Annotated in this window: 19 protein-coding genes; 13 read left to right on the forward strand and 6 right to left on the reverse strand. The window is 72.5% G+C overall.

Features of this window, described 5'->3' with window-relative positions; all coding sequences use genetic code 11:
• Positions 1–200: 200 nt before the first annotated feature.
• From CLV35_RS11455 to CLV35_RS11475, 5 genes are all read left to right on the forward strand, one after another.
• The gene (locus CLV35_RS11455; protein WP_121193904.1) at positions 201–809 is read left to right on the forward strand and encodes an ATP-dependent Clp protease proteolytic subunit; all 609 of its coding nucleotides are present in this window, start codon (positions 201–203) and stop codon (positions 807–809) included.
• A 50-nt stretch (positions 810–859) separates the two neighbouring features.
• Positions 860–1,516: an ATP-dependent Clp protease proteolytic subunit gene (locus CLV35_RS11460; protein ID WP_121193632.1), complete on the forward strand. Its 657-nt coding sequence runs from the start codon at positions 860–862 to the stop codon at positions 1,514–1,516.
• Positions 1,517–1,837: 321 nt separating this feature from the next.
• Positions 1,838–3,127 (forward strand): ATP-dependent Clp protease ATP-binding subunit ClpX, encoded by a 1,290-nt coding sequence (clpX, locus tag CLV35_RS11465; protein ID WP_121193633.1) that lies wholly within the window; start codon positions 1,838–1,840, stop codon positions 3,125–3,127.
• 171 nt (positions 3,128–3,298) lie between these two features.
• Positions 3,299–5,917, forward strand: a complete 2,619-nt coding sequence (locus CLV35_RS11470) for a valine--tRNA ligase (protein WP_121193634.1) — start codon at positions 3,299–3,301, stop codon at positions 5,915–5,917.
• A complete protein-coding gene (locus CLV35_RS11475; RefSeq protein ID WP_183061936.1) occupies positions 5,914–7,275 on the forward strand; it encodes a bifunctional folylpolyglutamate synthase/dihydrofolate synthase in 1,362 nt (453 codons plus the stop codon). Before CLV35_RS11470 ends, CLV35_RS11475 begins: the two co-directional genes overlap by 4 nt.
• Before the next feature lie 37 nt (positions 7,276–7,312).
• On the opposite strand, the gene CLV35_RS11480 is transcribed toward CLV35_RS11475, so the two are convergent.
• Genes CLV35_RS11480 through CLV35_RS11500 form a run of 5 tightly spaced genes read right to left on the reverse strand, consistent with a single transcriptional unit; the run spans position 7,313 to position 12,013 of the window.
• Positions 7,313–7,777, reverse strand: coding sequence for a hypothetical protein (locus tag CLV35_RS11480; protein ID WP_121193635.1), 465 nt, complete (start codon positions 7,775–7,777; stop codon positions 7,313–7,315).
• A gap of 32 nt (positions 7,778–7,809) precedes the next feature.
• Positions 7,810–8,466 carry a hypothetical protein gene (locus tag CLV35_RS11485; RefSeq protein WP_147431947.1) on the reverse strand — a complete coding sequence of 219 codons (657 nt, stop codon included), beginning with the start codon at positions 8,464–8,466 and terminating at the stop codon, positions 7,810–7,812.
• A 6-nt stretch (positions 8,467–8,472) separates the two neighbouring features.
• Positions 8,473–9,747: an ABC transporter permease gene (locus CLV35_RS11490; protein WP_183061937.1), complete on the reverse strand. Its 1,275-nt coding sequence runs from the start codon at positions 9,745–9,747 to the stop codon at positions 8,473–8,475.
• Positions 9,744–10,451, reverse strand: a complete 708-nt coding sequence (locus tag CLV35_RS11495; protein WP_121193637.1) for an ABC transporter ATP-binding protein — start codon at positions 10,449–10,451, stop codon at positions 9,744–9,746. The genes CLV35_RS11490 and CLV35_RS11495 overlap by 4 nt, the downstream gene beginning before the upstream one ends.
• Entirely contained in the window at positions 10,448–12,013 is a 1,566-nt protein-coding gene (locus CLV35_RS11500; protein ID WP_147431948.1) for an efflux RND transporter periplasmic adaptor subunit, read from the reverse strand. The genes CLV35_RS11495 and CLV35_RS11500 overlap by 4 nt, the downstream gene beginning before the upstream one ends.
• A gap of 301 nt (positions 12,014–12,314) precedes the next feature.
• Here CLV35_RS11500 and CLV35_RS11505 point away from each other — a divergent pair, with 301 nt between their 5' ends.
• The 8 genes from CLV35_RS11505 (at position 12,315) to rodA (ending at position 19,776) form a co-directional block, all read left to right on the forward strand.
• Positions 12,315–12,776, forward strand: a complete 462-nt coding sequence (locus CLV35_RS11505) for an Hsp20/alpha crystallin family protein (RefSeq protein ID WP_121193639.1) — start codon at positions 12,315–12,317, stop codon at positions 12,774–12,776.
• An 80-nt stretch (positions 12,777–12,856) separates the two neighbouring features.
• Positions 12,857–13,201, forward strand: coding sequence for a DUF4233 domain-containing protein (locus CLV35_RS11510; protein ID WP_147431949.1), 345 nt, complete (start codon positions 12,857–12,859; stop codon positions 13,199–13,201).
• 11 nt (positions 13,202–13,212) lie between these two features.
• Positions 13,213–13,647 carry a nucleoside-diphosphate kinase gene (gene ndk / locus CLV35_RS11515; RefSeq protein ID WP_121193641.1) on the forward strand — a complete coding sequence of 145 codons (435 nt, stop codon included), beginning with the start codon at positions 13,213–13,215 and terminating at the stop codon, positions 13,645–13,647.
• A gap of 311 nt (positions 13,648–13,958) precedes the next feature.
• The gene (locus CLV35_RS11520) at positions 13,959–14,990 is read left to right on the forward strand and encodes a rod shape-determining protein (RefSeq protein ID WP_121193642.1); all 1,032 of its coding nucleotides are present in this window, start codon (positions 13,959–13,961) and stop codon (positions 14,988–14,990) included.
• Between the two features lie 34 nt (positions 14,991–15,024).
• Complete coding sequence (mreC, locus tag CLV35_RS11525; RefSeq protein WP_121193643.1) at positions 15,025–15,909, forward strand: rod shape-determining protein MreC; 885 nt, start codon at positions 15,025–15,027, stop codon at positions 15,907–15,909.
• Complete coding sequence (gene mreD / locus CLV35_RS11530) at positions 15,906–16,430, forward strand: rod shape-determining protein MreD (protein ID WP_121193644.1); 525 nt, start codon at positions 15,906–15,908, stop codon at positions 16,428–16,430. Before mreC ends, mreD begins: the two co-directional genes overlap by 4 nt.
• On the forward strand, positions 16,427–18,583 hold the full coding sequence (mrdA, locus tag CLV35_RS11535) for a penicillin-binding protein 2 (RefSeq protein ID WP_231121728.1): 2,157 nt from the start codon (positions 16,427–16,429) through the stop codon (positions 18,581–18,583). Before mreD ends, mrdA begins: the two co-directional genes overlap by 4 nt.
• Positions 18,583–19,776 (forward strand): rod shape-determining protein RodA, encoded by a 1,194-nt coding sequence (gene rodA, locus CLV35_RS11540; RefSeq protein ID WP_121193645.1) that lies wholly within the window; start codon positions 18,583–18,585, stop codon positions 19,774–19,776. Before mrdA ends, rodA begins: the two co-directional genes overlap by 1 nt.
• Before the next feature lie 60 nt (positions 19,777–19,836).
• Here the strand turns inward: rodA and CLV35_RS11545 are convergent, their stop codons facing one another.
• Positions 19,837–21,027, reverse strand: coding sequence for a Cache 3/Cache 2 fusion domain-containing protein (locus CLV35_RS11545; protein ID WP_121193646.1), 1,191 nt, complete (start codon positions 21,025–21,027; stop codon positions 19,837–19,839).
• Between the last annotated feature and the right edge of the window lie 24 nt (positions 21,028–21,051).

Consider the following 21,051-nt stretch of genomic DNA (forward strand, 5'->3'; position numbering starts at 1 on the left):
CGCTGGCGAACACCGGGCGTCCCCGGGATCAGCAGCGCCCGCCACCTGGTTAGTGTCGGTGCCGGCCCCCTTCGCGGGGGCCGGCCCGAACTGCCCACTGCACGTCGTCCAAGGGAGCCGCAGTGACCGCTGGAACCACCCCCGCAGGCACCGGGCTGCACATCGCCAGCCCGGCCCTCGAAGTCCCGCGCCACCAGGGAGTGGCGCACACCTACGCGTCGGCGGGCCAGGCTGAGGCCGGGCTCGACACGCGCGTCTACGACCGGCTGCTGCGCGAGCGCATCATCTTCCTCGGCTCCGTGGTCGAGGACTCCAACGCCAACGCCATCTGCGCGCAGATGCTGCTGCTGGCCGCTGAGGACCCGACGCGCGACATCTGGCTCTACATCAACTCGCCCGGCGGCTCGGTCTCGGCCGGCATGGCGATCTACGACACCATGCAGTTCATCCAGAACGACGTGGCCACCGTCGCCATGGGCCTGGCTGCCTCGATGGGTCAGTTCCTGCTCTCGGGCGGCGCGCCCGGCAAGCGCTACGCCACGCCGCACGCGCGCATCATGATGCACCAGCCCTCGGGCGGGTTCGGCGGCACGGCCTCCGACATCAAGATCCAGGCCGAGCAGATGCTCTACACCAAGCGCAAGATGGCAGAGCTGATCGCCCAGCACACCGGGCAGACGCCCGAGACGATCGAGCGCGACTCCGACCGCGACCGCTGGTTCACGGCCGAGGAGGCCAAGGACTACGGCTTCGTCGACCAGGTCGTGCGCAGCGCCGGCCAGGTCGAGGGCAGCGGGGGCACGGCATGAGCTCGCCGTTCGCCTCGCCCGTCCCCTCTCACGACAGGATGACGACCCCCATGGGGAACCTGCACCTCCCCGCCGGCTACGCGGCGCAGTCCGCGCTCGGCGCCGCCGCGCCCAGCTCCCGCTACGTCCTCCCGCAGATCGAGGAGCGCACCTCCTACGGCTTCAAGCGGCAGGACCCCTACACCAAGCTGTTCGAGGAGCGCATCATCTTCCTCGGGCAGGCGATCGACGACACGATCGCCAACGACGTGATCAGCCAGCTGATCGTGCTCGAGTCGGCCGACCCCGACCGCGACATCGTGCTCTACATCAACTCGCCCGGCGGCTCGTTCACCGCGCTGACGGCGATCTACGACACGATGCAGTTCGTCCGACCGGACGTCCAGACGTTCTGCCTGGGCCAGGCCGCCAGCGCTGCGGCCGTGCTGCTCGCGGCGGGCACCGCCGGCAAGCGCTTCGCGCTGTCGAACTCCCGCGTGCTCATCCACCAGCCCTACAGCGAGGGCGGCGGCCAGGGCTCCGACATCGAGATCCAGGCGCGCGAGATCCTGCGCATGCGCGAGTGGCTCGAGGAGACGCTGGCCAAGCACAGCAACAAGCCGATCGAGGAGATCCGCCGCGACATCGAGCGCGACAAGATCCTCCAGGCGCCCGAGGCGCTCGACTACGGCCTGATCGACCAGGTCCTCACGACCCGCTCGGCCTGACCCGCTCCGCAGCGGTCCCGCCCTCAGGTCCGCGGCCGGCCGGCCGATCAGCTGGTCGTCCAAAGGGCTTGACGGCGGGGCCCGCGTGGCGAAGCGTGGGGTGCGCCAGGGCCGGGTCCCCACCCGGCTCGGCGAGCTCCTCCGAGGCGCCACGTGCGGGCAAGTCGCCGCGGAGCCGACGCCACGACCACCGGTCGGGGTACCGTCGGTCACGTGCAGCCCGGAGCCTCCGGTCCCGGCGCACGCCAGCAGGTCCGGCGCACCGCAGCACGCGGGGCGCAGCAGCAAGCAGTTGGTCCAGCAGAGGGAGTGAGGCACCGCGTGGCACGCATCGGTGACGGCGGCGACCTGCTCAAGTGCTCCTTCTGCGGGAAGAGCCAGAAGCAGGTCAAGAAGCTCATCGCCGGCCCCGGCGTCTACATCTGCGACGAGTGCATCGACCTCTGCAACGAGATCATCGAGGAGGAGCTCTCCGAGTCCTCCGAGGTCAACTGGGACGAGCTGCCCAAGCCGCGCGAGATCTTCGACTACCTCGACCAGTACGTCATCGGCCAGGACACGGCCAAGAAGGCGCTCTCGGTCGCGGTCTACAACCACTACAAGCGCGTGCAGGCGGGCGACAACGGCCCGAAGCACGGCCGCGACGAGTCCGTCGAGCTGGCCAAGTCCAACATCCTGCTGCTCGGCCCCACCGGCTGCGGCAAGACGCTGCTCGCCCAGACGCTGGCCCGCATGCTCAACGTGCCCTTCGCGATCGCGGACGCCACGGCGCTGACCGAGGCCGGCTACGTCGGCGAGGACGTCGAGAACATCCTGCTCAAGCTCATCCAGGCCGCCGACTACGACGTCAAGAAGGCCGAGACGGGCATCATCTACATCGACGAGATCGACAAGATCGCCCGCAAGAGCGAGAACCCCTCGATCACGCGCGACGTCTCCGGCGAGGGCGTGCAGCAGGCGCTGCTCAAGATCCTCGAGGGCACCACCGCCTCGGTGCCGCCGCAGGGCGGGCGCAAGCACCCGCACCAGGAGTTCATCCAGATCGACACCACCAACGTGCTGTTCATCGTGGGTGGTGCCTTCGCCGGCCTCGAGAAGCTGATCGAGGGCCGGGCCGGCAAGAAGGGCCTCGGCTTCGGCGCGCAGCTGCGCTCGACCGACGCCGCAGCGGTCGGCGCCTCGTTCGCCGAGGTCATGCCCGAGGACCTGCTCAAGTTCGGCATGATCCCCGAGTTCATCGGCCGCCTGCCGGTCCTCACGAGCGTCAACCCGCTCGACCGCGAGGCGCTCATCCGCATCCTGACCGAGCCGCGCAACGCGCTGGTCAAGCAGTACTCCAAGCTGTTCGAGCTCGACGGCGTCGAGCTCGAGCTCACCGACGACGCCCTCGAGGCGATCGCCGACCAGGCCATCCTGCGCGGCACGGGGGCCCGCGGCCTCCGCGCCATCATGGAGGAGGTCCTGATGTCGGTGATGTACGACGTGCCGAGCCGCAAGGACATCGCCCGCGTGGTCATCGACCGCGACGTCGTCCTCTCGGGCGTCAACCCCACGCTCGTGCCGCGCGAGGCGACCCCGCCCAAGCGCGAGCGCCGCGAGAAGTCGGCCTGAGCCAGCCGCTCCGGCCCGCCGGCGGGCCCGGCCCACGCCCCCCGCGATGATCATGGGGTTGTCAGGCGACACGCCCGCGCGTCGTGCGGAGATCCTCATGATCGTCGCGCGCGGTGGGGGTGGGGCCGTGGACGCCGCAGCCCTGTCGGCGGCGCTCACTAGACTTGGCGCGTGACCGCAGACCCCACCGCCGCCAGCGCCCGCGACCTCCCGCCGCAGTACGCGCCGGCGCAGGTGGAGGGCCCGCTCTACGAGCGCTGGGTCGAGCGCGGCTACTTCGCCGCCGACCCCAAGAGCGACAAGCAGCCCTACACGATCGTCATCCCGCCGCCCAACGTCACGGGCTCGCTGCACCTCGGGCACGCGTTCCAGCACACGCTCATGGACGCGCTCACGCGCCGCAAGCGCATGCAGGGGTTCGAGGCCCTGTGGCTGCCCGGCATGGACCACGCGGGCATCGCCACCCAGACCCTGGTCGAGCGCCAGCTCATGGAGACCGAGGGGAAGTCCAAGCACGACCTGTCGCGGGAGGAGTTCGTCGAGCGCGTCTGGCGCTGGAAGGAGGACTTCGGCGGTCGCATCCTCGGCCAGATGCGCCGGCTCGGCGACGGCGTCGACTGGTCGCGCGAGCGGTTCACCATGGACGAGGGGCTCTCCCACGCCGTCCAGACCATCTTCAAGCGGCTCTACGACGACGGCCTCGTCTACCGCGCCGAGCGCATCATCAACTGGTGCCCGCAGGACCTCACCGCGCTGTCCGACATCGAGGTCGACCACTCCGACGACGCCGGTGAGCTGGTCTCGATCCGCTACGGCGACGGCGACGCCTCGATCGTCGTGGCCACGACGCGGGCCGAGACGATGCTCGGCGACACCGCGGTCGCGGTCCACCCCGACGACCCGCGCTACGCCCACCTGGTCGGCACCGAGGTCGAGCTCCCGCTGACCGGGCGGCGCATCCCGGTCGTGGCCGACCTGCACGTCGACCCCGACTTCGGCAGCGGTGCGGTCAAGGTCACGCCGGCCCACGACCCCAACGACTTCGAGATCGGCCAGCGCCACGACCTGCCGAGCATGACGGTGCTCGACGAGCGCGGCCGCGTGACCGCGCCGGGTCCCTTCGAGGGGCTCGACCGGTTCGACGCCCGCGCCGCCGTGGTCGCGGCGCTGCGCGAGGAGGGGCGCGTCGTCGACGAGAAGCGCCCCTACGTCCACTCGGTCGGCCACTGCTCCCGGTGCAGCGCGACGGTCGAGCCGCGCCTCTCGCTGCAGTGGTTCGTCAAGGTCGCCCCGCTGGCGCAGGCGGCCGGCGACGCCGTGCGCGACGGCCGCGTCGTGATCTCTCCCGCGTCGATGAGCCAGCGCTACTTCGACTGGGTCGACGACATGCACGACTGGTGCATCAGCCGCCAGCTGCTGTGGGGCCACCGCATCCCGGTCTTCTACGGCCCCGACGGCGAGGTCCGCTGCCTCGGCCCGGGCGAGGAGCCGCCGGGCGAGGGGTGGACGCAGGACCCCGACGTCCTCGACACCTGGTTCTCGAGCGGGCTGTGGCCGTTCTCCACCCTGGGCTGGCCGGAGCAGACCGCCGACCTGGCGAAGTTCTACCCGACCAGCGTCCTGGTCACGGGCTACGACATCATCTTCTTCTGGGTCGCGCGGATGATGATGTTCGGCCTCTACGCGATGGACGGCGTGCCGCCGTTCCACACGATCGCCCTCACCGGGCTGGTGCGCGACGAGCGCGGGCGCAAGATGTCGAAGTCCAAGGGCAACGCGGTCGACCCGCTCACCTGGATGGACGCCTACGGCTCCGACGCGCTGCGCTTCACGCTGGCCCGCGGCGCCAACCCGGGCACCGACGTCCCCATCAGCGAGGAGTGGGTGCAGGGCGGCGGCCGCTTCTGCAACAAGCTCTGGAACGCGACCCGCCTGGCGCTGCTCAACGGCGCCAGCGTCGGAGAGCTGCCCGAGTCCGGTGCGCTCACGGTCGCCGACCGCTGGATCCTCTCGCGGCTGCACGCCACCGTCGCCGAGGTCGACGCGGCCTACGACAGCTACCAGTTCGCCAAGGCGACCGACGCGCTCTACCACTTCACGTGGGACGAGTTCTGCGACTGGTACCTCGAGCTGGCCAAGGTCTCGCTGGCGCAGGGCGGCGAGGAGGCCGACGGCACCCGCCTGGTCCTCGGCCACGTGCTCGACGTGCTGCTCCGCCTGCTGCACCCGATCGTCCCGTTCGTCACCGAGGCGCTGTGGACCGCGCTCACCGGCGGCGAGTCCGTCGTGGTCGCCGAGTGGCCGCAGGCGCTGCCCGAGCGCGCCGACGGCGTCGCCGAGGCCGAGGTCGAGGCGGTGCAGCGCCTGGTGACCGAGGTCCGCCGCTTCCGCAGCGACCAGGGGGTCAAGCCCGGTCAGCGGGTGCCCGCGAAGGTCACCGGGCTCGGAGTGCTCAGCGCGCACGAGGAGGCGATCCGTACGCTGCTGCGGCTCTCCGAGCCGGGCGCGGAGTTCTCCGCCACCGCGAGCCTGCCGATCGGGAAGGTCGTGGTCGAGCTCGACCTCTCCGGCACCATCGACGTGCCCGCGGAGCGCCGCCGCCTCGAGAAGGACCTCGCTGCGGCCCAGGCCGACAACGCGCGGGCGGTGGCCAAGCTGGGCAACGAGGCCTTCCTCGCGAAGGCTCCGGACGCGGTCGTCGACAAGGTGAAGGCCCAGCTGGCGGCGGTCGAGGCCGACATCGCCCGCATCACCCAGCAGCTGCGCGACCTGCCGGGCAGCGGCACGTGAGCGAGCAGACCGGCTCGCCCGCGGAGCTCGCCGCCCGGCTGGCCGAGGTCGAGCTCGCGATCCTGGCGCGCGCGCCCGAGCACGACATCGTGCCCTCGCTCGACCGCATCCGTGCCGTCGTCGAGCTGCTCGGCGACCCGCAGCGGGCCTACCCGGTCGTGCACCTCACCGGCACCAACGGCAAGACCTCGACGACGCGGATGGTCGACGAGCTGCTGCGCGCGTTCGGGATGCGCACCGGGCGGTTCACCAGCCCGCACCTGCACAGCCCGCGCGAGCGCATCAGCATCGAGGGCAAGCCCATCAGCGCTGAGAAGTTCGTCGCCGCCTACGACGACGTGGCGCCCTACCTCGAGCTGGTCGACGCCCGCGGCGGGCACCGCCTGACGTTCTTCGAGACCTTCGTGGCCATGGCCTACGCAGCCTTCGCCGACGCGCCGGTCGACGTCGCGGTCGTCGAGGTGGGCATGGGCGGCGCCTGGGACGCGACCAACGTCGCCGACGGGCAGGTCGCGGTCATCACGCCGGTGGCGATCGACCACACCCGCTACCTCGGCGAGACCGAGGTCGAGATCGCGGCCGAGAAGTCGGGCATCATCAAGCCGGGCGCTCTGGCAGTCCTCGCGCAGCAGGACCTCGACGTCGCAGAAGTGCTGATGCGCAAGGCTTCTGAGGTCGGTGCGACGGTCGCGCGCGAGGGCCTCGAGTTCGGCGTCCTGTCGCGCCAGCCGGCGGTCGGCGGCCAGCTGGTCTCCTTGCGCGGCCTCGGCGGCGACTACGAGGACCTCTTCCTGCCGCTGTTCGGCGCCCACCAGGCGCAGAACGCCGCAGTGGCGCTGGCCGCGGTCGAGGGCTTCCTCGGCGGTGGTCAGGGACAGCTCGACATCGAGGCGGTCCGCGCCGGCTTCGCGGCCGTCACGTCGCCGGGTCGGCTCGAGGTGGCCCGCCGCTCGCCGACGGTGCTGCTCGACGCCGCCCACAACCCGGCCGGCGCGCTCGCGACGGCCGAGGCGCTGCGCGACTCGTTCACGTTCAGCCGCTTGATCGGCGTGCTCGGCGTCATGGGCGACAAGGACGCCCGCGGACTGCTCGAGGCCTTCGAGCCGGTGCTCGACGAGGTCGTCGTCACGGCGGCCCGCACGGAGCGCGCGATGCCCGTCGACGAGCTGGCCGCGCTCGCCGTCGACGTCTTCGGCGCCGACCGGGTCGAGGTGACCCCGGAGCTCGACGCGGCGATCGACACCGCGGTCGCGCTGGCCGAGCAGGACACCGAGCTCGGCGGCGTCGGAGTCCTCGTCACCGGGAGCATCGTCACGGTCGCGCAGGCACGGGGCCTGCTGGGTCGGACCTCCGCCTAGCGGACGTCCGCCCCCGCAGCAGGGCCGCCGCGTACGCCTAGGGCTGGGTGCTCGACGCCGGCGCCTCGCCGCCGGGCGCGCGTCGCGCGCCGAACTGGGGCACCGTCAGCCCGCACGCCGTGATGGCGGCCTGCGCGGCCGCGGTCCGGAGGATGGCGAAGTCCCCGCCGCCACCGCCGAAGCCGCTGCGGGGCATGCCGGTCGGCCGAGCCGTGGGACGGGCCGTGGGCCGGGCACCCGGTGTGGAGCCCCGCCGGGCGGTCGGCGTCGGCAGCGAGATGCCGGCGGCCGAGAGGCACTGCCGGATCTTCGCGAACTCGGCGCCGAACTGGCCGCCCTGCCCGCCGCCCTCCTGGCTCGCGGACGTCGCGCTGGACGACGGCGCCGGAGCCGAGGCAGCCGTCGTGCCGGAGGCGGAGCTCCCGCCGCACGCGGCGAGGCAGGCGAGCGCGGCAGCGCTGAGGACGGCTCCGGCGGGAGCGGCGAGACGGCGCGAGTGCATGGAGGTTCCTCGGGTTCGGGGGGAGGTCGAGCTCATGAGGCGGGCTTGGACGTGGTGATTCCCGACGCGGTCACCGTGCCGTCGGACGCGGTGGTGCCCGACACGACGACCGAGGCGCCTGCCTTCAGCGAGGACAGCGGCGTGGTGGTCGTGGAGGTGACCGACGTGCCGGAGGGCACCGTCACCGTCACCGTCTTGCCGGCGAAGTTCTTGATGGTCAGCGTGCCGCCCTTCACCGAGACGACGGAGCCGATTGCGGCCGGAGCATCGGCCGTGCCGCCGGCGGACTGCGCGGACCCCGCGCCTCGCTGTGCGCCGCCGGGGACAGTGCCTCCCTGTGCGCCGGCGAAGCCGCCGTAGCCGCCGAACGCGCGGCCACCTCCCTGGGCCGGCCCGCCCGGCACGGCGCCGGCCGTCGTCGACCCGCCCGCGCCGCGCTCTACCAGCGCGCCGCCGGCGAAGGCGCCGGTCAGCAGCAGCGCGCCGATCAGCCCGAGGGTCACCGTGGACAGCCGGGGACCGGAGTGCTCGGCCAGCAGCGATCGGAGGTCGTCGTCGCCGCTGGTCTCGTCGACCGGCGTCTCGGCGGCGGGGAGCCGCTCGGTCGCGGGCCCGATGTCATCCCGCGGGGTCACGCCGAGCAGCTCGTCGATGTCGCTCTCTCGCAAGGGGTTCTCCGGTGTGGTCATAGGTGGTCACTCATAGCGGAGCGCATCGATGGGTCGAAGGGACGCCGCCCGGTTGGCGGGGTAGAGACCGAAGACGAGGCCCGTCGCGACGGCGACGCCGAACGCGAGCGCCACGCTGTAGGGCGCGACGACCGGGTGCACGCCGACGATGGTGAAGCGCGACCCCAGCAGTCCGACGGCCACGCCGGCGATCGCACCGAACAGCGAGAGCAGCACCGCCTCGATGAGGAACTGCCCGACGATGTCGCCGCGCCGGGCACCGGTCGCCTTGCGGATGCCGATCTCCCGGGTCCGCTCGGTGACCGTCACCAGCATGATGTTCATGACGCCGATGCCGCCGACGAGCAGGCTGATCGCGGCGACCGAGGCGAGCAGGACCGTGAAGGTCTTGTTGCTCGAGGTGGCCGCGGTGAGGATCGAGGACGACGAGCGGATCGTGAAGTCGGCGTTCGTCGAGCTCACGTGGTGCCGGCCGCGGAGGATCTCGGTGACCTCGGACTCCGCCTCGTCGACGGAGTCGGCCGAGGCGGCCTTGACCGAGATGCTGCTCAGCGAGCCATAGCCGGACAGCGTGTCCTGCACCGCGGGCAGCGGCGCGATGACGCGGTCGTCGAGGCTCGTCGGGCCGGTGCTGCCCTTGTCGGTGAGGATGCCGACCACCGTCCACTGGGCACCGTCGAACTCCACCGTCTTGCCGACCGCGTCGAGCCCGGTGCCTCCCACGAGGTCCTTCGCGACGTCGGTGCCGAGCAGGGCGACGCGACGCCGCTGGGTGAAGTCGGAGTCGGAGAAGGCCGACCCCGCCTGCACGCTGTCGTTGTCGTTGCGCAGGTAGCTCGGCGAGGTACCGATGAAGCTGCTCACGCTGTGCGTCGCGCCGTCGTAGGTCGCGGTGACCGACGACGCGGTCACGACCGGCGCCACCGACAGGACGTCGGGCGCCTCGGTGGCGTCGGTGAGCGCCGCAGCGTCCTCGAGGGTCAGCGTGGCCGTACGCGTCTGGCTGCCCGTGCTCACCCGCGTCCCGCCGCCGAAGCCGCCGAAGCCGCCGAACCCGCCGGCCCGCCCGCCGGTACCCCCCTGCGAGGGGGACACCGAGAGCACGTTGCTGCCCAGCGCGCTGATCGAGTCGGCGACCGACTTGCTGGAGCCGGTGCCGACGGCCACCAGGACGATGACCGCCGCGACGCCGATGAGGATGCCGAGCGTCGTCAGCATCGAGCGCAGCTTGTTGGCGGAGACGCCGCGCACGGCGAACCGCGCGCTCTGACGGACGCTCACGGCGCGAGCTCGCGGGCGGCGCTCCGCACGTCGGTCTGGATCTCGCCGTCGCGCATGCGGACGACCCGGCGCGCACGGGCGGCCACCTCGTCCTCGTGCGTGATGATGACGAGCGTGCGCCCTGACGCGTTGAGCGTGTCGAACAGGTCGAGCATGTCGGCCGTGCTGCGCGAGTCCAGCGCGCCGGTCGGCTCGTCGGCGAGCAGCAGGACCGGCTCGTTGACGATCGCCCGGGCTACCGCCACGCGCTGCTGCTGGCCGCCGGAGAGCTCGTTGGGGTGGTGCCCGACCCGCCCGGCGAGTCCCACCCGGTCGAGCGCGGCGAGCGCACGACGGCGCCGCTCGGCGGGCCGCACCCCCGCGTACGCCAGTGGCAGCTCGACGTTCTCGACCGCCGAGGTGCGCGCCAGCAGGTTGAACGACTGGAAGACGAAGCCGATCTTGCGGTTGCGCACCAGGGAGAGCTGGCGCTCCTGCAGCCGGCCCACGTCGACGCCGTCGAGCAGGTAGCGGCCCGAGCTCGGGGCGTCCAGGCAGCCGACGATGTTCATCAGCGTGGACTTGCCGGAGCCGGAGGCGCCCATCACCGCGACGTAGTCGCCGCGCTCGACCACCAGGTCGACGCCGGCCACGGCGTGGACCGCGGTGTCGCCTGCTCCGTAGGTCTTGGTGACCTGGCGGAGGTCGAGGACCGGACGCCTCACCGTCCGCCGCCCGGTGCGCCGCCGAAGCCGCCGGTCAGCCCGCCGGCACCCGCACCGGGGAAGCCGGTCCGGGTGCTGGTGCCCGTCGAGGTGGTCGCCGTCGGGAGCACCAGCTCGTCGCCGGCTGACACCCCGCTGGTGATCTGGGTGCTCGTGCCGCCCACCAGGCCGAGCTCGACCGGCACCACCGTGCGATGGCCGCCCTTGAGGACCGTCACGGTGCTGCGGTTCCCCAGCGTGGTGACCGCACTGCTCTGCACCGACAGGGCGTCCTGCGCGGTGCCCGTGGTGATCGTGATGCTGCCGGTCGCACCCGGGTGCACGCCCGTCGGCACCTCGTCGACGGCGACGGTGACCGGGTAGCTCACGACGTTGTTGCTCGTCGTGCCGACGAGGCTGACCTCGGTGACGGTGCCCGAGGCGGTCGTGCCGGTCGCCGGGAAGGTGACGGTCGCGGTCTGGCCGACCTTCACCTTGACGGCGTCGGCCTCGGCGACGGTCGCCGCGATCTCGAGCGCGTCGAGGTCGTTGAGCACGATGAAGGCGCTGCTGCTCGAGCTGGTGCTGGTCGTGGTGCCCGTCCCTGAGCCGCCGGTGCCCGACCCGCCGCTGCCGGAGCCGCTGCTGCTCGACCCGACGGTGTCGCCGACGGAGCCGGCCAGAGACATGACGGTGCCGGCGAACGGCGCGGTCAGCGTCGTGCCCGCCCGTGCCGTCTCGGCGTCGGTCAGCGACTCGCGCGCGGTGGTCACGGCCGCCTTCGCCTGGGCGAGCGCGGCGGCGGTGGGCCCGGCGGTGTTGGCGGCGATGGTCGCGCGCTGGCTGGCGAGGGAGTTCTGCGCCTCGGCGAGCGACTGCCGGGCGTTCTGCACCGAGTCTGCATCGCTCAGGGCGACCTGGGCCTGCTGCTGCTCGGCCGCGGTCACCGCGTCGACGGCCGAGCTGCTCGACGAGCCCGAGCCGGTGGCGGCCGATCCGCTGCTGCTGGACCCGCTCGTTGGAGCCGACCCGGCGGGCAGGGTCCCGGCCAGGGCCTTGGCCGCCTCCTGCGCGGCGGCGACGTCCTGGGCCTGCTGCGTCGCGTCGAGCTCCTGCTTGGCGAGCGCCTGGCTCAGCGCCGTCTGCGCCTTGGTGACCGACAGCTTCGCGCTGGCGAGGGACACGGCGTCCTTCGCCGCGTCCGAGCTCGACTGGCCGGCCTCGGTCTGTTCGAGCGAGCTCTGCGCCGACTCGAGCTGCGCGTGCGCGGACGCCACCGCGGCATCCGCGGCGGCCGTGTCGATGGTGGCGAGGACCGCGCCCTCGCGCACCTTCTGGCCGACCCTGACGTCCACCGTCGTGACCTTGCCGCTGCTGGAGAAGCTCAGGTCGGCGATGCTCTGGCTGGTCGCGTTGCCGCTTGCCGACACCGTCTGCGTGACGGTGCCCTGCCGCACGACCGCCGTCCGCGCCGTCGTCGAGCTCGCGGTCGCCGGCTCCTCGACGAGCAGGTAGGCAGCGGCCATCGCCGCGACCAGCACCACCGCGAGGGCGGTGTTGACCGCCATCACCCGGCGCCTCATGCGCCGGTCCCTGTGCGTACGCAGGTGTGCCCGAGCCTCATCGCGTCCCTTCCGGCGTGCCTCCACGCACGGCGGTCCGGGCGCGGTCCACACCGTGCCGGGGGCTTCTGTGCGGACGCTGTGGATCGCCTATGAACCGACTGGGAGAGCCAGAACTGCTGACAGGCATGGAAAACAAGTCCCGCGGGTACTTGGCACTCGTGCCTCGAGAGTGCTAGAACAGAGGCATGGCCGGTGGCACCTACCACCCCGGCGGTGCGGACCGGCTGACGGCACCAGTCCTTCGTTGGGAGGAGTTGTGATGGCTACCCGATTCGACCCGTTCCGCGACATCGACCGGCTCACCGAGCGGCTCTTCGCCTCGGTGGGGGAGGCGCAGCAGGCGATGCGGGCGATGCCCGTCGACCTCTACCGCTCCGGCGACCACTTCGTCCTGCGCTGCGACCTGCCGGGCGTGGACCCCGGCTCGATCGACGTCGGCGTCGACGGCCGCATGCTGACGATCCGCGGCCAGCGCAGCGAGGCCAGCAACGACGTCGAGTGGCTGACCCAGGAGCGCGCCACCGGCACGTTCGCCCGCCAGCTCACGCTCGGCCCGGGCGTCGACCTCGAGCGCATCGAGGCGACCTACACCGACGGCGTCCTGACGCTCACGCTGCCTGTCGCCGAGGCGGCCAAGCCGCGCCGCATCGAGGTCGTCCACGGCACCAGCGGCGCCGTCACCGGCTCGGCGAGCTCCGACTCGCCCGCTCTCTCGAGCTGACGACCGCTGCTCGCACCACGGGCAGGCCCGCGGCGCTCCGCGGGCCTGCGCCACCGCGTACCCGCGCCTAGACTCGGTGCGTGCGCCGCCAACTCGCAGCCAGCTGCCTCGTGCTCGAGGCGATGGTCGTCTTCTTCGCGATCCTGGTGGCCAAGGACCTCTCCGACCTCTCCACCGGGTGGCTGACCGTGCTCGGCGGGGGGCTCGCGCTCGCGTGCCTGCTGCTCAGCGGGCTGCTGCGGCACGAGTGGGCGTTCGTCGCCGGCTCGGTGCTGCAGGTCGTGCTCGTGCTGTGCGGGCTCGTCGTGCCGGTGATGTGGTTCGTCGGGGCGCTGTTCGCCGCGATGTGGTTCGGCTTCCTGTGGCTGTCGGCGAAGGCCGCGCGCCAGGTGGCCGAGATGGAGCGCGCGGCCGCTGGTCGGTAGGGTCGCGGTCTGTGACCGACACCCCGCAGGCCGAACGCACCCTCATCCTCGTCAAGCCCGACGGCGTCGAGCGCGGACTCACCGGCGAGGTGCTGCGCCGAGTGGAGGCCAAGGGCTACACCCTGGTGGCCCTCGAGCTGCGCACCCTCGACCGCGAGACCGCTGCCCGCCACTACGCCGAGCACAAGGGCAAGCCGTTCTTCGAGCCGCTGCTCGAGTTCATCACCAGCGGCCCGCTCGTCGCCGCGGTGTTCGAGGGCCAGCGCGTCATCGAGGGCTTCCGCTCGCTCGCCGGCGCCACCGACCCCACCGTCGCCGCGCCCGGCTCCATCCGCGGCGACCTCGCCCGCGACTGGGGCAAGAAGGTCATCGCCAACATCGTGCACGGCTCCGACTCGCCCGAGTCCGCGGCCCGCGAGATCGCCATCTACTTCCCGGGCCTCTAGCGCCCCCCGTCAGGACGATGTTGATCGCCCAGGGCGATCAACCTCGTGCCAGGCCCATGCAAGTTGGTCGGCCCGGCACGAGGTTCGTGGGCCCGGCCCCCGCATGGAGTTGTTGATCACGTAGGTAGATCAACAGGGCACCAGCCGCAGCAACGCACGTACGGCTGGTGCCCTGTTGATCGTCGTACGTGATCAACGTCCGGGCGGGGGAGACGGGCCGAGGACTCGGTAGAGTGACGGCGTCGACCGCGGGGGCTCGACCTCTGCCCGGCCGCCCCTGACCGAACCACCCCAGGAAGGCCGCCCGCTCGATGGCGAACCACTTCTCCTTCATCGGCCGTGACATGGCCGTCGACCTCGGCACCGCCAACACGCTGGTCTACGTGCGCGGCCGCGGCATCGTGCTGAACGAGCCGAGCGTGGTGGCGATCAACACCACGAGCGGCGGCATCGTGGCGGTCGGGGCCGAGGCGAAGAAGATGATCGGGCGCACGCCGGGCAGCATCGTGGCGATCCGGCCGCTCAAGGACGGCGTCATCGCCGACTTCGACGTGACCGAGAAGATGCTGCGCTACTTCATCCAGAAGGTGCACCGCCGCAGCCGGTTCTCGCACCCGCGGCTCGTCGTGTGCGTGCCCAGCGGCATCACCGGGGTCGAGCAGCGCGCGGTCAAGGAGGCCGGCTACGGCGCGGGCGCGCGCAAGGTCTTCATCATCGAGGAGCCGATGGCCGCTGCGATCGGCGCGGGCCTGCCCGTCTCGGAGCCGACCGGCAACATGATCGTCGACATCGGCGGCGGCACGACCGAGGTCGCGGTCATCTCCCTCGGCGGCATCGTGACGAGCCAGTCGATCCGCACGGGCGGCGACGAGCTCGACACCTCGATCATCCAGTACGTCAAGAAGGAGTACAGCCTGATGCTCGGCGAGCGCACCGCCGAGGAGATCAAGATGACGATCGGCTCGGCGTTCCCGACGCCGGAGGAGCCGAACGCCGAGATCCGCGGGCGCGACCTCGTCAGCGGGCTGCCCAAGACCATCGTGGTGAGCGCCGAGGAGATCCGCCGCGCGATCGAGGAGCCGGTCAACGCCATCGTCGACGCGGTGAAGTCGACGCTCGACAAGTGCCCGCCCGAGCTCTCGGGCGACATCATGGACCGCGGCATCGTGCTGGCCGGCGGCGGCGCGATGCTGCTCGGGCTCGACGAGCGCCTGCGCCACGAGACCGGCATGCCCATCCACATCGCCGACCGGCCGCTCGACTCGGTGGCGCTCGGCTCGGGACGCTGCGTCGAGGACTTCGAGCAGCTCCAGCAGGTGCTCCTGCCCGAACCGCGGCACTAGAGCCCCGCGCTCGCCATGAACAGCGAAGCCCTTCGTGGGACGTGACAGCCGCCGGACCCGGCTCGTCCTCACCCTGCTGCTCCTGACCTCGCTGACCCTGCTGCTGCTCGACGGCCGCTCGGGCGGCTCGTCGCCCGCGTCGAAGGCGCGCGACGCCGCCGGCACCGTGCTCGGCCCGGTCGAGCGCGCCGCCTCCGCCGTGACCCGCGGGCCGCGCAACGTGCTCGGCGGCCTGTCCGACCTCGGCACCAAGGACGCGACGATCCGCGACCTGCGCGCCGAGAACGACCGGCTGCGCCAGGCCCAGGCGCTGCAGGACGACACGGCGCGCCGGCTGCGCGAGTGGGAGCAGCTGACCCGCAGCCCGACGGTCGCCACGTTCCCGGTGGAGCCGGCGCGCGTCATCGCGCTTTCCTCGGCGCAGGGCTTCTCCACGACGGCCACCATCGACGCGGGCTCGGCGGACGGCGTACGCGTCGACACCACCGTCGTCGGCCCGGGCAGCAGCGGGCGTGGGCTCGTCGGCCGGGTGGTCGCGGTGCAGGCGCGTACGTCCACGGTGCTGCTCGCGACCGACCCGGACTGCTACGTCGGCATCCGGCGCGCCAAGGGCGGCGGGCTCTTCGGCGGCGTCGCCGGCACCGGCGGCGGGCGCGACCTCGAGCTGACCGGCTTCGAGCCCGACCCGCCGAAGGTCGGGGAGGCGCTGGTGAGCGCCGGCTCGCCCGGCGACGCACCGTTCGTCAAGGACGTGCTGGTCGGCACGGTGACGGTCGTGCGCACCGCGCCCGGCACCTCCACCACCCGCGCGACGGTCAGGCCCGCCGTCGACTTCGCCCACCTCGACCTCGTCGGCGTCGTCGTCCCGCCCACCGGCGCCGTGCCGCGCGCCAGCGTCCCGCGCTCGAGCCCGCGGTGACGACGCTGCGCGTGCCGCTCGCGGCCCTGCTGCTGCTGAGCGCGGCGGTGCTCCAGGTCTCGGTGCTGGCGCCGCTGCGGCTCCCGGGCGCGACGCCGGACCCGACGCTGCTGGTGGTGGTCGGGCTCGCGCTGCGGTGGGGACCCCTGCCGGGCGCGGTCGCCGGCTTCGCCGGCGGGCTGGTGCTCGACCTGCTGCCCCCGGCGGGGGGCTCGGCAGGGCGCTGGGCGGCAGTGCTGGTCGTGGTCGGGTACGCCGTCGGCCGGGTCTTCGAGACCGTCCGGGACTCGCCCGTCGCAGCGCTGGTGGCGGTCTCGTGCGCCGCCGCCGGCAGCGTCGCGGGCAGCGCGGCCCTCGGCGCGCTGGTGGGCGATCCCGCCGTCTACTGGCCCAGCGTGCCCCGGCTCTGCGCCAGCGCGGTCATCTACGATGTGCTCCTGACCCCGCTCCTGGTGCCGGCCGTGACCTACCTCGCCCGCCGTGCAGATGCCGAACCGGCGGAGAGGAGGGCCCGCAGGTGAACTCGCGCTCGGCGATGCGGCTCGTCGTGCTCCAGGTGCTCGTGATGTCGCTGCTGCTCACCCTCGGCGGCCGGCTGTGGTGGCTGCAGGTCCGCAGCGGCGCGACCTACGAGTCGGCGGCGACGAGCAACCGCGTACGCACCGTCAGCACCGCGCCGACCCGCGGGCTCGTGCTCGACTCCCAGGGACGGGTGCTGGCCGGCAACATCACCAAGATCGTCGTGACGGTCAGCCGCACGGAGCTGCTCTCGTCGCCGCACTCCGGACGCGACCTGCTGACCCGGCTGGCGAAGGTCCTCGGCACCACGTACGCCGAGATGAAGGCCCGCACGACGCTGTGCTCGGAGCCGGGCCGGGTGAAGGGCGTGTGCTGGAACGGCTCGCCGTTCCAGCCGATCCCGGTGTCGGACTTCGGCGACCTGAGCCTCGAGCAGCAGATGCAGGTGGCGCAGCCGATCGCCGAGCGCCCCGAGGACTTCCCGGGCGTCGAGGCGCAGCCGCAGTCGATCCGCAGCTACTCCGGCGGCGGCGTCGGGGCGAACGCGGCCCACGTGCTCGGCTACCTCGGCCCCGTCACCCAGGACGAGATCGACGCGGCCGCGGCCGGCGGCTCGCAGCTCGAAGGCGGCGATCTCGTCGGGCGCTCGGGGCTCGAGAAGGAGTACGACTCTTACCTGCGCGGCGTCCCCGGCTCGAAGAAGCTGGCCGTCGACCACCGGGGCGGGGTCACGGGCACGATCTCGCAGACCGACCCGACGCCGGGCGACTACCTCGTGACCACGATCGACGCCAAGGTGCAGAAGGCCGCCGAGGACGCCCTGGCCGGCGCGATCCGCGGCGCCCGCACCCACGGGGACCCCAACAAGCACGGCCAGAAGTTCAAGGCCGACTCCGGCGCCGTCGTGGTCATGGACGTGAACACCGGCGGGGTGGTGGCGGCGGCGAGCTACCCGACCTACGACCCGAACGTCTGGGTCAACGGCATCTCGACCAAGGAGTACGCGCAGATCACCGGCGCGGCCGGCAACCACCAGATCCTCAACCGGGCGATCCAGGGCCAGTACGCCGCCGGCTCGATCTTCAAGGCGGTGTCGACGCCAGGCGCGGTGAAGGCCGGCTTCTCGGTGCACGCGTCCTACGACTGCCCCGCCTCCTACCCGGTCGGCGGCCACCCGAAGAAGAACTACGAGTCCGAGGCCTACGGCAGGATCACCTTCGAGCGCGCGATCGAGGTCTCGTGCGACACGAACTGGTACCAGTTCGCCGACAAGACTTGGGGCAAGCTCGGCGGCTACCGCGCGACCTCCGACGCCAAGGACCCGTTCATCTCCGTGGCCAAGGGCTACCGCCTCGGCCAGCAGACCGGCATCGACCTGCCGGGCGAGCTGCCGGGCCGCATCCCCGGACGGGAGTGGAAGCGGGCCTACTGGGAGCAGACCAAGGCCGCCAACTGCCTGCGTGCCAAGAAGGGCTACCCCGAGCTCACCGACCGCACCCGGGCCGCGTTCCTGCTCAAGCTCGCCCGCGAGAACTGCACCGACGGCTGGCGCTACGGCCCCGGCGACGAGGCCAACTTCGTCATCGGCCAGGGCGACGTCCTGGTCACCCCGCTGCAGATGGCCCGGGTCTACTCCGCGGTCGCCAACGGCGGGAAGCTCGTCGTCCCGCACCTGGCCAAGGCGGTCGTGACGCCGGCGGGCGAGGTGGTGAAGACCTTCGCGCCGAAGCCGCAGGGCAAGATCCCGGCCAACGACGACACGCTGAGGTTCCTGCACACCGCGCTGCACAACGTGACGATCAGCGGCACGGGCGCCGGCGTCTTCCGGGGCTGGCCCAGCGCCCAGCTGCCGATGGCGGCCAAGACCGGCACCGCCGAGGTCTACGGCAAGCAGTCGACGTCGTGGTTCGCCACCTTCGCGCCCAGCACGAAGCCGCGGTACGCGGTGGTCATGATGGTCTCGCAGGGCGGCACCGGCTCGGGCACCTCCGGGCCCGCGGTGCGCAAGATCTACGAGTCGCTGTTCGGCGTCGCGGGCGGCAAGGTCGTGCCCGGCACGGCGGTCCCGCCGGCGGCCGAGCCGCCCGTCCGCCTGCCCCGCATCAGCGCCGACGGCCGCATCCTGCCGCCGCTGGTCGCCCGGAAGCGCGACTGATGGCCTACTCGCCGACCTACGGGTCGCGCGGCGGCTCGGGCGGGGCGAGGTCGGCCGGCGGCCGCGTGCTCGACCGCGACGCGCCGCTGCGCCGGGTCGACTGGCTGCTGCTGCTGGGCGTGGGCGGGCTGCTCGCGATCGGCTGCGTCCTGGTCTGGTCGGTGACCAGCGGCGGCACCTCCGCCGGCGGCCACGGCTACCTCGACCGCCAGCTGGTCAACACGTCCATCGGCGCCGTGCTCGGCCTGTGCGTCGCGCTCTTCGACTACCGCCGCCTGCGGATGTACGCGCCGGTGGTCTACGGCCTGGCCATCCTCGGCCTGCTCGTGGTGCTCTCCCCGCTCGGTGCGACGATCCGCGGCTCGCACTCGTGGATCCGGCTGCCCGCCGGCTTCTCGCTGCAGCCCTCGGAGCTGGCGAAGGTCGCCCTGGTGGTCGGGCTGGCGATGCTGCTGTCGGAGAAGCGCGACGTCGAGACCGTGCCGCGCGACGGCGACGTCGTGCTCGTGCTGCTCGGCGCCGGCGTGCCGCTAGGGCTGATCATGCTCCAGCCCGACCTCGGCACCGCGCTGATCATCTCGGCCCTGGTGGTCGGCATGATCGCCGTCTCGGGGGCCCGGCTGCGCTGGGTGGTCCTGCTCGTGGGTCTGGCGGTGGTCGCGGGCACCGTGGCCGTCACCGTGCCCGGAGTGCTCGACCCCTACCAGCTCGAGCGGCTCACCAGCTTCACCGACCCGCACGCCGACCTCGGCGGGGCGGCCTACAACGTGCACCAGGGCGTCATCGCCATCGGCGGCGGCGGGCTCGACGGCTACGGGCTGTTCTCCGGCCCGCAGACCCAGGGCGGCTTCGTCCCCGAGCAGGAGACCGATTTCATCTTCACGGCTGCGGGCGAGGAGCTCGGCTTCCGCGGCGGCCTGGCCATCATCGTGCTGCTCGGCCTCGTGCTGTGGCGGGCCTGCCGCATCGCCTGGGACGCCGAGGACCTCTTCGGCCGGCTCGTCGCCACCGGGGTCGTCGTGTGGTTCTCGTTCCAGGCGTTCGAGAACATCGGGATGACGCTGGGGATCATGCCGGTGACCGGTGTCCCGCTGCCCTTCGTCTCCTACGGCGGGTCCTCGATGTTCGCCAACCTGGTGGCGGTCGGGCTGCTCGAGAACGTCCACCTGCGTACCTCCGCCGCGCCCGACTGAGGTGTGTCCGAACGCGCCGCGCCGTCGCCGCAGGCCGGCGCGCCGCGCGTTCGGACACACCTAGCCCTCCTTGGGCACCCCGACGTAGAGCGCGCCGACGACGCGCCCGTCCTGGTGCAGCGGCGTGTACGCCGTGACGAACGTGCGCCCGACGACGACCGCCTCGCCGTAGTACGTCTCGCCGCGCAGGAGCTGGGTGACCACCACGTTGGCGCCGCCGTCGGCGCCGCAGCGGGGGAGCGCCGTGCCGATGTTGCGGCGGCCGCGCTCGTTGACGATGGTGGTCGCGATCCGGACGAACGAGTCGTCCGCGTCGTTGCGCTGGAACAGCGTGCAGGTGCCGCCCACCCGCTCGACGATGGCGTCGACGACCGGCGTGCGCACCCGGGGGTCCGCGTTCGCGCCGAGCGGGGTCCCGCCGACCAGCAGCGTGGGCAGCTCCGCGCGCGAGGTGGCGCCGCTGAACTGGTCCGTGACGGTCCACGCCTCCGACCCGTCGGCGAAGCTCACGCCTCCGGCCTCGAGCACCATGGTGAGCGCCGAGCGGATCGCCGAGCTCACGTAGGCCAGCTGCTGGGCGGAGACCAGGCGCTCGACGGAGCCGTTGATGGCGGAGGCCGCGGACGAGGCCTCCGAGAAAGTGCTCGCGATGGTCGCGACCTGCGTGCTCTGCTCCTCCATGGCCGCTGCGGTGGCCGACTGCATCTCGCTCATCTGCGCCACGTTGCCGCGGATCTCGTCGATGGCGCGCGCTGCGTGGGCCGTCTCCTCCTGCACGGCGCCCACCTGCTGGGCGATGCGCCCGGCAGCCTCGGCGGTGCGGCGGGCCAGGCCCTTGACCTCGTCGGCCACGACCGCGAAGCCGCGGCCGGCGTCGCCGACCCGCGCCGCCTCGATCGTCGCGTTGAGGGCCAGCATGTGGCTCTGCTGGGTGATCGAGGAGATCACGGAGACGACCTCGCCGATCTCCGCCGCCGCCCGCTGCAGCCGGGTCACGCGGTCGCTGGTCGCCTCGGCGTTCTCCACCGCGGTGCTGGCGACCGCGAGACCCTGCTGGGCCGTGCGCGAGATCGCCTCGATCGACTCGTGCATCTCGCGGACCTCCGAGACGATCGCCGCGAAGCTCGCGGACACCTGTCCGCTGGCAGCGCTGAGGGCGACGGTCTCGGCGATGACCTGCTCGCGGGCGCGGTCGGACTGCGGGTCGTCACGGAGCAGGGTGGGCACACCGGTGGTGCTGAGTGAGCTCATGGTCGCTGCATCGGTGCTCAGGGA

It is taken from the genome of Motilibacter peucedani (assembly GCF_003634695.1).
In the GTDB taxonomy this organism is placed as follows: Bacteria; Actinomycetota; Actinomycetes; order Motilibacterales; family Motilibacteraceae; genus Motilibacter; species Motilibacter peucedani.

Excerpts from the sequence above, each read along its gene's own strand:
- CLV35_RS11545 (WP_121193646.1), bottom strand. The coding sequence starts at position 21,027 with ATGAGCTCACTCAGCACCACCGGTGTGCCCACCCTGCTCCGTGACGAC.
- CLV35_RS11485 (WP_147431947.1), bottom strand. The coding sequence starts at position 8,466 with ATGACCACACCGGAGAACCCCTTGCGAGAGAGCGACATCGACGAGCTG.
- CLV35_RS11500 (WP_147431948.1), bottom strand. The coding sequence starts at position 12,013 with ATGAGGCGCCGGGTGATGGCGGTCAACACCGCCCTCGCGGTGGTGCTG.
- CLV35_RS11520 (WP_121193642.1), top strand. The coding sequence starts at position 13,959 with ATGGCGAACCACTTCTCCTTCATCGGCCGTGACATGGCCGTCGACCTC.
- CLV35_RS11480 (WP_121193635.1), bottom strand. The coding sequence starts at position 7,777 with ATGCACTCGCGCCGTCTCGCCGCTCCCGCCGGAGCCGTCCTCAGCGCT.
- CLV35_RS11460 (WP_121193632.1), top strand. The coding sequence starts at position 860 with ATGGGGAACCTGCACCTCCCCGCCGGCTACGCGGCGCAGTCCGCGCTC.
- rodA (WP_121193645.1), top strand. The coding sequence starts at position 18,583 with ATGGCCTACTCGCCGACCTACGGGTCGCGCGGCGGCTCGGGCGGGGCG.
- CLV35_RS11505 (WP_121193639.1), top strand. The coding sequence starts at position 12,315 with ATGGCTACCCGATTCGACCCGTTCCGCGACATCGACCGGCTCACCGAG.